Origin of the sequence: Fodinibius salipaludis, from assembly GCF_002287075.1 — a bacterium.
GTDB lineage: Bacteria > Bacteroidota > Rhodothermia > Balneolales > Balneolaceae > Fodinibius > Fodinibius salipaludis.
The window spans coordinates 173,975-185,599 of record NZ_NSKE01000001.1; the positions used below are offsets into that span (position 1 = coordinate 173,975).

Genomic DNA, 11,625 nt, shown 5'->3' on the forward strand with positions numbered 1-11,625 from the left:
CCCTTTTTCTTAACCCTTGGTCTCCTAAAGTTAAAACATTCAGCCTAGGTAAAATTATCAACCAATGAAAAACTTCAAGAATACCAAAACTTTCTTTAATCTGTTCCTGCTCTTAGTCATATTTGTATTTAGCTCTGCCTGCTCTCAACAGTCAAAGTCACAGACCAACCAATTAACTACGGAGGCAAGTGAATTTCAACATCCTGAGTGGGCTAAAAATGCAACAATTTACGAAGTGAATGTTCGCCAGTATACACCTGAGGGTACTTTTGATGCTTTTGAAGAACATATTCCCCGGCTAAAAAAAATGGGGATAGAAGTTTTATGGTTAATGCCCATCCATCCTATTGGAGAAAAAAACCGGAAGGGTAAATTAGGGAGTTACTATTCTATAAAGGATTACAAGGCGGTTAACTCCGAATTCGGTACTATTCAAGACTTAAAAGAGTTAGTCAAAACAGCTCACGAAAATGATATGAAAGTTATCTTAGACTGGGTAGCTAATCATACTGCATGGGATCATATTTGGACTAAAAAACATCCTGGATGGTATACTAAAGATGAAAATGGGAATTTTCAGCCTCCTATCGAAGATTGGTCCGACGTTATTGAATTGGATTTTGACAATCACGAAATGCGTGATGCCATGGTAAATGCCATGGAATTCTGGGTAAAAGAAGCCAATATTGATGGTTATCGTGCTGATTATGCGATGGATGTACCTACGGAATTTTGGAACCGTGCACGTGAAGAGTTAGATCAGATCAAACCCGTTTTTATGTTGGCCGAAGCAGAACAATCTGATCATCATAATAAGGCTTTTGATATGAGCTATGCCTGGAAATTCCATGAACTGACCAATGAGATTGCACATGACAGTGCCGGTCCAAAAGATATCGACCAATACATGGCTTGGGAAGATTCTACTTTTCCAAACCACGCATATAGAATGTACTTTACTTCCAACCACGATGAAAACTCATGGAATGGTACAGCAGTAGAACGTTATGGGCCTGCATTAAAAGCTATGGCAGTATTAACCAGTACCATTGATGGTATGCCTCTTGTTTACAGTGGTCAAGAAACCCGTATCAATAAACGACTAGAATTCTTTCAAAGAGACACTATTCGTTGGGAAGGTTCTGAACTAGATGAGTTTTACACAAAACTTCTTCAATTAAATCAAAATAATTCTGCTCTTTGGAATGGAAAGGCCGGTGGAGATTTTGTAAGAGTAAACACTAACAATAAAAATGAAATTTATGCCTATAAACGTGTTAAAAATAATAATGAAGTTTTTGTACTACTTAATCTAAGTGATCAAAAACAAACTGTAACACTTAAGGATTTCCCTAACACCACTTACACCGATGTATTTTCTGAGAGTAATCTAGAAATTGGAGAGGAACCCATTGATATGGATCCGTGGGGCTATCGAGTTTTAAAGAAGTAGCACCAAAATTAAAAATTTACCTATATCTTGCTACGAGGTGATACCATGAAATTGAATAAGCCAATACTTCTTTTAGTATCGTTTTTAATTATTCTGGGTGGATGTAATACAAGCACAGAACCAACCCGATCTGATGATGACGATACCGAAGAACCTATCTCCTATTCACCAGTAGAACATCCGGAGTGGGCAAATAATGCTACCATCTATGAAGTAAATATTCGTCAATATTCACAGGAAGGAACCTTTGACGCTTTTACTGAAGATATCCCTCGTTTAAAAGAGATGGGAGTTGAAGTATTGTGGTTAATGCCTATTCATCCAATTGGTGAAGAGAACAGGCTAGGTGAACTCGGTAGCTACTACTCTGTTCAAGATTTCGGAGAAGTTAACCCTGAATTCGGTTCTAAAGAAGATCTTCGAGAACTGGTCCAAACAGCCCATAACAATGATATGAAAGTTATTTTAGACTGGGTAGCTAATCACACCGCGTGGGATCATGTATGGACTGAATCTAATCCTGATTGGTATACAAAGGATGAAAACGGGAATTTTGTTACTCCGCAAGATTGGTCTGATGTAATTGAGCTAAATTACAACATAGAAGACATGCGTGATGAAATGGTTGATGAAATGAGTTATTGGGTTGAAGAGTTTAATATTGATGGATTTCGTGCAGATTTTGCCAGCGGTGTACCTATGGATTTCTGGAACCGAGTAAGACATGACCTTAACGAAATCAAGCCAACCTTTTTACTTGCGGAAGCAGAGGAGCCTGAATTCCATGAGCATGCTTTCGATATGTCCTACGCTTGGAGTTTTCCCAATCTAACTCATCAAATTGCTGATGGGAATGCCGGTCCCAATGCAATCCATACCTACATGTTGAACGAGCAAGATCAGTTTGATAATTCTGATTATCGGATGTATTACACAAGTAATCACGACATAAATTCATGGGAAAATTCTGCAGTTGATCGATATGGTCCTGCTCTAGAAACGATGGCTGTATTAGCAAGTACCCTGAATGGCATGCCATTAGTGTATAATGGCCAAGAAGCACGTATAGACGAAGAACTTGCATTCTTCCAAAAAGACCAAATTGAATGGAGCGGTTATGAACTTGAAGAGTTTTACACTAAGCTTCTTCAGCTAAATCAAAATAATCCTGCTTTATGGAATGGAGAAGCTGGGGGGAACTATGAAAGAATAAGTACAAATAACAGTAATATTTTCGCTTTTAGACGTGTGAAAGAAGAAAATGAAGTTTTGGTTCTTCTAAATCTAAGTGACCAGAGTCAAACCGTCACTTTACAAGACATAGAATCAACAACCTATACAGATATTTTTGCAGAATCAGAATTCACCATAAATAGTGATCCTATTGAATTAAGTTCTTGGGATTATTTGGTACTGGAAAAATAAGTTAGCCAGTAAACTTCCAAAGCCCACTCATCCCATTGATGGGTGGGCTTTTTTATTAACTCTTTTTTATGCAACGTATAGCCACTACCCTCTTATTTATTCTGGGTCTATTTTCGATTGTTAACGCCCAGGTTATTACCACCACTCCCGAATTTCCCACGGCCGGTCAGTCGGTAACCATTACTTTTGATGCTACCGAAGGTACGGGCGGTCTGGAAGACCATACTGGCGATGTGTATGCTCATACCGGTGTAATTACTGATGAAAGTGCAGATAATTCAGACTGGCAATATGTTATAGCAGAATGGGATGAAAACATTGAAAAAGCCAAGCTGGAACGCGTTGGAGATAACTTATATGAGCTGGAAATCTCCCCTACTATTCGAGAATTTTATGGTGTACCGGATGGAGAAACAATCGAGCAGATGGCTTTTGTATTCCGCAATAGCGATGGATCCTTAGAAGGAAAAGCCACCGGTGGCGAGGATATTTTTGCTGAAGTTTATCAAAATCAGTTTAACGTAAAGTTTACCCAACCTACCAAAGATCCCGCTTTTTATGAACAAGGCAGCACGGTCGATATTGAAGGCGTCGCATCCTCTGAGGCCTCTGGCGTAGAGCTATCTCTCTCAATTGACGGGCAGCAAGTAACCCAAGTTAATAACGATACACTGCAATATGAATACACTCCCCAAAATGAGGGGAATTTTGAAATCAAGCTGGAAGGTACGGAGGGTTCCAATACTGATGAAGTTAATCAAAGCTTAGTTATCAATCCCGAAATTGTCGAACAAAATCGCCCGCAAAACCTTAAAGATGGTATCACCTATGTAGATGACTCCACTGTTCGCCTTTCCCTCTTTGCCCCCGATAAAGAATTTGTGTACGTACTTGGTGATTTTAACAGCTGGCAGCCACAGCCGGAGTATTTTATGAATCCTGAAACAGTGAATGCCGACAGTAGCTACTACTGGATCGAAATTGACGGGCTTAATCCGGGCCAAGAGTATGGATTTCAGTATTTAGTGGATGGTGAAATACGCGTTGCCGATCCCTATTCCGAAAAGGTATTGCAACCTGACGACCAACATATCAGCGAAGAAACCTATCCAAATTTAAAACCCTACCCCGGCGACCAAACGGATTTCGCAGTGGGTGTTCTGCAGCCCGGAAAAACGGAGTTCCAGTGGCAGCACCAAAACTATGATCGTCCCGATAAAGATGAGCTGGTTGTGTACGAATTGTTGGTTCGGGACTTCATCGAAAACCATGATTACCAAACCCTGACTGACACCCTCGATTACCTCGATCGGTTGGGCGTTAATGCTATTGAACTAATGCCGGTGATGGAATTTGAGGGCAATATCAGCTGGGGGTATAATTCCGCCTTCCTTTTTGCTACCGACAAATATTACGGACCCGCCGACGATCTTAAAGCCTTTATCGACGAGGCCCATTCCCGAGGTATGGCCGTTATTTTGGATATCGTGCTAAACCACGTGTATGGACAGTCACCTTTGGTACGGCTCTGGAACGAGGGCGATTACGGTCAGCCTACTACGGAGAATCCATACCTGAATGTCGAATCTCCCAATCAAACATATTCCTGGGGATACGATTTCAATCACGAATCCCAAGCTACCCAGTACTACGTAGATCGGGTAACGCGCTACTGGCTGGAGGAATTTAATGCCGACGGCTATCGGTTCGACTTTACCAAAGGCTTTACGCAAAATTCCGGTGATGGCTGGGCTCGGGATGAGGATCGCATCCGCATTTTAAAACGGATGGCCGACAGACAGTGGGCAGTGGATGATTCCTCTTATGTAATCCTGGAGCACCTTACTGATAACAGCGAAGAACAGGAATTAGCTGACTACGGCATGCTGCTCTGGGGTAACATGCACCACAATTACAAACAGGCCGCCATGGGATACCAGGATGAAAGTGATTTTTCGAGGGTCTACCATAAGAACCGTAACTGGAGTAATCCCAATTTAGTGGGATATATGGAGAGCCATGACGAACAGCGCCTCATGTACGAAAATCTCAATTATGGTAACAGTAATAGCAGCGGATCCTATGATATTACTGAGTTAAGTACGGCCTTAAATCGAATTAAGCTATCGTCAGCGTTCTTCTTTACCGTACCGGGCCCCAAGATGTTTTGGCAGTTCGGGGAACTGGGATACGAGGTGGATATCAATCAAAACGGCCGTACGGGAGAAAAGCCCATTCGCTGGGAGTATTTTGAGGATGAGGAACGCAAAAAACTTTACGACACCTACAAAGCGCTTATCCGACTCCGCAATTCGCATGAAGCTTTTACCTCTGAAACCTCCGATGTAACGATGGATGTTGATGATGCCACCAAACGCATCACAATAAGCCATCCGGAGCTGGAAGTTACTATTGCAGGTAATTTTGGTGTCACTGATAACGAAATACAGCCGCAATTCACCCAATCCGGGGACTGGTACAATTTCTTCTCCGGCGATACGCTCTCGGTAAATGATACTGATACAACAATAACTATGAAGCCCGGTGAATTTCATATTTATACTACTGAAAAGTTCGAGACACCGTCAGGTAATCCCGTTTCATTTGAAAATAACAATGGTGGCGGAGAAGGTGAATCCGTTGAGGAATTAAAGCTCCATCAAAATTATCCCAATCCATTTAATCCATCTACGACTATCCCCTTCGATTTGCACGAAAATACTGAAGTGCACTTAGAAGTTTTTAATATTTTGGGTCGAAAGGTATTTGAACAGGACTTGGGTCAACAGACAGCCGGAACTGGTAAAGAAATTTCCGTTGATCTATCCAATTTATCTTCCGGAGTATATATTTACCGCCTGTACGCCGGAGACCAGATCGAGGACCGAAAAATGATGATGATTAAGTAATTACTGTTCATGAAAGTATTACGGTAGAACTATTCAAATTAATTACTAATTAAAATAAACCTAAAGAATTAAGATATGATTACAATCAACTACCTATTCACGACTATACAACCGTGAAGCTGTACATTAAGTCAATACTGAGAAATTAGTACTTAATTCTTTAAGGCTCATTCAATCTCCCTAAATCCCTCTTTTCTAAGAGGGACTTTTAAGTGCTCCCATTTGATTGAAAGCTTATAATAAAAACAAAAAGTTCCTCCTTGGAGAAGGAGGACAGGAGAATTGACAGTAAATTCATAATAACTAAAACACTTAGCTAAATGATATTAGAAAGACGTTTATAGGTACAAATATCCTCCTTCCGAACACTGTATTTGTAGTCGGACGGTTTTACAAAGCATTCATCTGACAGTTCACAATAACCGGCAGACAGGTATTTCAAAGGCTTCAATCATTTATTATTTATAATTTCAACACTCATTAACATATCACTGTAAATATCCAGCCATGCAACGTATAACCCGCTTTCTATTATTAACTGCATTTGCCTTATTATTTGGATTCACCTCAAGCCATGCCCAGGATTATGCCATTGAGCGCGTCGAACCCCTCCACTGGTGGGTAGGGATGGAGAATCCCGAGCTGCAAGTCATGGTCTACGGTGATGATGTTGGGGACCTCTCTCCTGCTGTTGATTATGATGGAGTAACTATTAAGCGCATCCAAAAAGTAGAAAACGATAACTACCTGTTTGTGTATCTGAATATCTCCAAAGATACCAAGCCCGGAACCTTTGATATTGCCCTCTTAAAGGATGGAAAACAGGAGCTTAGCCACACTTATGAGCTCAAAGAACGGGAGCAACATTCAGCGCAGCGAGAAGGGTTCAACTCCTCAGACGTGATGTACCTGATTACCCCCGATCGTTTTGCGAACGGCAATCCCAGTAACGACAGCGTAGCGGGATATGCAGATAGCCTCGACAGAGATGACGACTATGGACGTCATGGCGGGGATATTCAGGGTATTATTGACCATCTCGATTATATTGAAGATATGGGTTTTACGGCCATCTGGCTCAATCCTGTGAAAGAGAATGCGATGGAAAGCTCCTCCTACCACGGTTATGCCACTACGGATTATTACAAAGTGGATCCGCGGTACGGCAGCAACGAGCTCTATAAAAAACTAAGCAAAGAAGCTGAAAAACGAGACATTAAGCTGATCATGGATATGATTATGAATCACTCGGGCTCTAACCACTGGTGGATGGATGATCTGCCAACCGAGGACTGGGTGCATTATCCGGATGAGTATCAGCAAACCAATCACCGCCGAACCACCCTGCATGATCCCTATGCCTCGGAAAAGGATAAGAACGTATTTACCGATGGATGGTTCGTCAAATCGATGCCGGATCTGAATCAGGATAATCCCCTGCTGGCTGACTACCTGATTTACAACAGTTTGTGGTGGATTGAATATGCCGGACTGCAAGGCATTCGTCACGATACACATCCTTACGCCGGACAGGAATTTATGGCTGAGTGGACGTGCCGTATCATGGAAGAATATCCCAACTTTAATATTGTGGGCGAAGAATGGTCCGTTGATCCGTTGGTATTATCTAAATGGCAGCGCGGAAGCGACAAACCCGAGAACTTTAGCTCTTGCCTGCCCAGCCTGATGGACTTCCCTATCCAGACTACCCTTGTCGATGCTCTAACCAGTGAAGAAAACTGGGGCAGCGGATTCGTTGATCTTTATGAGACCTTGAGCTTAGACTATGCATACGCAAATCCCTTTAACATGGTGATCTTTCCTGAAAATCACGATATGGATCGCTTTTATCGCCAGGTGAATCAGGACTTAGACCTGTATAAAATGGGATTGGCCTATATCATGACGATACGCGGTATTCCCCAGTTCTATTACGGTACTGAGCTGTTGATGAGCAATGAAAAAGAACACGATCACGGACAAATTCGGGAGGATTTTCCCGGCGGATGGGAAAGTGATACTAAAAATGGTTTTACCGGTAAAGGGCTATCTGATAAGCAAAGAGAAGCAAAAGCATTTGTAAAGAAGCTGGTCAACTGGCGTAAAGAAAATCCTGTTATTCATACCGGTGAACTGATGCAGTACGCCCCCAAACATGATGGCCTTTATGTATATTTTCGTTATAACGAAGAAAAATCAGTGATGGTGGCATTCAATAAAAGCGAAGAAGCAATGTCCTTAGATAGCGATTACTATTACGAGCGACTCGATGGTTATACAAAGGGAACGGACATCATTACAGATAAAACCTATATGTTAAATGATCTCGAGATTCCAGCTCGATCGGTACTCATCCTGGAATTAAAATAATCGTAGATTAGAGTGGTACTCTGATCAAGGCAGATCAAAGTTAAAGATTGAATGCCCGGCACTTTAAAAGTGCCGGGCATTTGTCTTTGGGATCAACTCATCCTTTCATAATCTACTTTTTACCGGTTTCGGCAGTAGGGGTACGGAAACGATGGAAGATATCTCGTTGCATAGCTCGACTATGGAACGAAAAGAGCCCTAACAACTATATCTCTCTTATTCTTTTGGTTCCGCACCAGAGGTACGGAACCAGATAAACCTATACTCTCGATAATCTCGAAATCCCGGCTCGATGGGTACTTATCTTAGAATTGGAATAAAGCTGTAGATCGGAGTGCCACTCCGATCAAGCCCGAATAAAATTAAAACATCCTGCACTTTTATAGTGCAGGATGTTTTTTGTTGATTCTCAAAAAAAAGAATATAAAACCTGTTGGCTCAAATATATAAATTATTCCGCTGGCTCAATGGCTTCACTTGATTCATTCATTTCCTGAGCAGCTTTATCATCCACAAAAATCATCATTAGTGCTGCAAAGGCCATTGCTCCGCCTCCTGCTATGAGGGCAAAAATTGCTTCGCCGTTAAAGAGATTTCTGAGCATCGTCCCTAAAATACTGGCAGCCACAATCTGGGGTATCACGATGAAGAAATTAAAAAGTCCCATATACACGCCCATCTTCTTTGAGGGAATAGCTCCGGAAAGAATTGCATACGGCATGGCTAAGATACTGCCCCAAGCTATACCGATTCCTAACATGGGAAGAATCAACATCATCGGATCACTTATCAGGTAGATACTCGCAAGGCTTATTCCTCCAATCAATAAAGAAATGGCATGTACAATCTTACGGCTTGTCAATTTAGCAAAGTACGGTAAGGCAAATGCAATAAGAGCTGCAAAACCATTGTAGATAGCAAATAGGATTCCCACCCAATCAGCACCTTCATTGTAAAGTACCGAGGTAGTATCGCTTGTCCCGTACACATGAGAAGTTACGGCCGCCGTGGTATAGATCCACATGGCAAATAGTGCAAACCATGAGAAAAACTGCACAGCCGAAAGCTGAACCATCGTTTTCGGCATATTTAAGAAATCAGAAACTACAACAACTAAACCGTGCTCGTCCTTATCCAGCACTTTTTGCATAAATCCGGCTACGCCCATTACCAGTCCAAACACAGCTACGCCAATACTGAATATATATAACTCTTGCTCAAAATTGGCTCCGTAAATATAATATGTTAAAGCTAATCCGACCCCTATTAGAATTGAGGCAGCCGTTAATTTCCGCTTGGCATTACCTGTATCAACAGCCTCCTTGGCAGCATCAATGATTGAACCTTCGCCCGGCTCGTTCTCTGAATACCGCTCCAACTCTTCGGGAGGATATTCTTCGGTCTTAAAGACTGTCCAAAGTACCGAGCCCAGAAATGTAATCCCACCAATGTAAAACGACCATTTAACTGCAGCGGGAATCTCTCCTGGCGCAGCGGTGTTCGACAATCCAATCCAATTTGTCATGATATAAGGTAATGCCGATGCAATAACAGCTCCCGTACCAATAAAGAAAGTCTGCATGGCAAAACCCTTGGTATGCTGTTCAGCGGGAAGCATATCCCCTACAAAAGCGCGAAACGGCTCCATCGAAATATTGATAGAGGCGTCCATAATCCAGAGCATACCGGCCGCCACCCAGAGAACGGGCGAATTAGGCATAATAATCAGCGCCAATGAGGCAAAAATAGCTCCAACCAAGAAATACGGCCTTCTACGTCCGAAACTATTCCAGGTTTTGTCGCTAAGGTGACCAATAATGGGTTGCACAACCAAACCTGTGACGGGAGCGGCAATCCAAAGGATGGGAATATCATCAACGCTGGCGCCGAGCGTTTCGAAGATACGGCTGACGTTTGCGTTTTGGAGAGCAAATCCAAATTGGATGCCCAAAAACCCAAAACTCATATTCCATATTTCCCAAAAACTTAATCTCGGCTTTTCATTTTTCTTATTCATAGCGTCACTTTTTGCATATCAGATTTGAGTATTTGCAAGCGGAATCACTTTTCAAGCACTAAATAGTTATGACCTTCGAGCGTCACTCCTTCACTGTCCACTGTAACATCTTCTCCGCCAAATACATCGGTATAACTGGCAGAGTCCTCAAGGTTCGGAAAAGAAATATCCTGTTCGTTATCTTCGAAATTAAGGATCACAAAAACTTCATGGTCGCCTTTTACTCGCTTATAAGCGTATGTTTGTCCCGCTGATTCTGTAGGAACCGCAACAAAATCACCGCCGTACTGACCGTTCCAGAGTGCTTCATTACGATCTTTTAACTCAAACAAGGTTCGGTAAAAATCCTCGTATTCAAATCCGTCCCACTCAATGGGATCTTTTTCAAAAAACTCCAGGCGCTTATCAAGACCGGTCTCCTGTCCGCTGTACACCAGCGGCATACCATCAATGGTTGCAGCCATCACAGTAAAGTTTTCGAAATTATCACCAAAGAGTTCCTCGTCGGTACCGTTCCAGGAGTTTTCATCATGATTGGAAGTAAAATAAAGTCGCATGGCATGCTCCGGAAAACGCTCCTCTTCCTGGGCCATGTACTCCGTAATTGTACCAACCGAGGTATCGCCCTGGGCTATCTCAGTTGACAGATGAAAGTATTCCCAGGTGTATGTTGCATCAAACCAAGGGTGCATATCGGGGGTGTTCCACTCTGCCAGCCAGAAGAAATCTTCTTTTGCCTCATTAACCTCGGGAATAGCCTTCTTCCAGAAATCCAGCGGAATATCATGTCCCGCATGATCCACGCGATAACCATCAATATTGGTCTCCTCAATCCAGAACTTCATTTTATCGATCATTTTATCCCAAAGCTCTTTGTTTTCATAATTGAGCTGAGCAATATCGGTCCAATCGGCTTCATACGTAATTGCTCCAGTAGAATCCTTCATGTAATATTCAGGATGCTCTTCCGTCCACGGATGATCCCACGCCGTATGATTCGGAACCCAATCCAAAAAGAGTTTCATATCATGCTTATGCGCTGCTTTGACAAGAGCCTTAAAATCTTGCATCGTGCCGAAGTTAGGATTGACGGCCGTATAATCCTGAATCGAATAATAACTGCCCAGCTCGCCTTTACGCTTTTTTTCTCCAATAGGATGAATCGGCATCAGCCACAGGATATCAACGCCCATCTCCTTTAAACGTGGCAGGTGTTTCTGAAAAGCTTCAAAAGTGCCCTCCTCGGTATATTGACGGATGTTTACTTCGTACATGTTGGCACTTTTCGACCATTCCGGATGCTCAATATGATCTCGGGCCTGAACATCCTCTTCTATCGATTCAGTGCATCCCAACGTCAGTAACGATACGGAAAGCAGTAAAACGAGCGGGACTATTCTGGTATAAAATGGGGAACGATTATTCATAGCGGTATTATTTTAGTTGATCTT

Annotated in this window: 6 protein-coding genes; 4 read left to right on the plus strand and 2 right to left on the minus strand. The window is 42.3% G+C overall.

Annotation, left to right across the window (positions count from 1 at the left end; translation table 11 throughout):
• Positions 1–64 precede the first annotated feature (64 nt).
• From CK503_RS00725 to CK503_RS00740, 4 genes are all read left to right on the plus strand, one after another.
• Entirely contained in the window at positions 65–1,453 is a 1,389-nt protein-coding gene (locus CK503_RS00725) for an alpha-amylase family glycosyl hydrolase (protein ID WP_095604866.1), read from the plus strand.
• A 27-nt stretch (positions 1,454–1,480) separates the two neighbouring features.
• Positions 1,481–2,878, plus strand: a complete 1,398-nt coding sequence (locus CK503_RS00730) for an alpha-amylase family glycosyl hydrolase (RefSeq protein ID WP_141239846.1) — start codon at positions 1,481–1,483, stop codon at positions 2,876–2,878.
• A 68-nt stretch (positions 2,879–2,946) separates the two neighbouring features.
• Positions 2,947–5,787, plus strand: a complete 2,841-nt coding sequence (locus tag CK503_RS00735) for an alpha-amylase family glycosyl hydrolase (RefSeq protein ID WP_095604868.1) — start codon at positions 2,947–2,949, stop codon at positions 5,785–5,787.
• 507 nt (positions 5,788–6,294) lie between these two features.
• Positions 6,295–8,157 carry a glycoside hydrolase family 13 protein gene (locus tag CK503_RS00740; protein WP_095604869.1) on the plus strand — a complete coding sequence of 621 codons (1,863 nt, stop codon included), beginning with the start codon at positions 6,295–6,297 and terminating at the stop codon, positions 8,155–8,157.
• Positions 8,158–8,608: 451 nt separating this feature from the next.
• Here CK503_RS00740 and CK503_RS00745 read toward each other — a convergent pair whose 3' ends face one another.
• Both CK503_RS00745 and CK503_RS00750 read right to left on the minus strand, forming a co-directional pair.
• Complete coding sequence (locus tag CK503_RS00745; RefSeq protein WP_095604870.1) at positions 8,609–10,174, minus strand: MFS transporter; 1,566 nt, start codon at positions 10,172–10,174, stop codon at positions 8,609–8,611.
• Positions 10,175–10,218: 44 nt separating this feature from the next.
• A complete protein-coding gene (locus tag CK503_RS00750) occupies positions 10,219–11,601 on the minus strand; it encodes an alpha-amylase family glycosyl hydrolase (RefSeq protein ID WP_095604871.1) in 1,383 nt (460 codons plus the stop codon).
• Positions 11,602–11,625 lie beyond the last annotated feature (24 nt).

What these genes read in the sequence shown, in the direction of transcription:
- CK503_RS00725 (WP_095604866.1), top strand. Translation starts at nt 65, where the DNA reads ATGAAAAACTTCAAGAATACCAAAACTTTCTTTAATCTGTTCCTGCTC.
- CK503_RS00735 (WP_095604868.1), top strand. Translation starts at nt 2,947, where the DNA reads ATGCAACGTATAGCCACTACCCTCTTATTTATTCTGGGTCTATTTTCG.
- CK503_RS00740 (WP_095604869.1), top strand. Translation starts at nt 6,295, where the DNA reads ATGCAACGTATAACCCGCTTTCTATTATTAACTGCATTTGCCTTATTA.
- CK503_RS00745 (WP_095604870.1), bottom strand. Translation starts at nt 10,174, where the DNA reads ATGAATAAGAAAAATGAAAAGCCGAGATTAAGTTTTTGGGAAATATGG.
- CK503_RS00750 (WP_095604871.1), bottom strand. Translation starts at nt 11,601, where the DNA reads ATGAATAATCGTTCCCCATTTTATACCAGAATAGTCCCGCTCGTTTTA.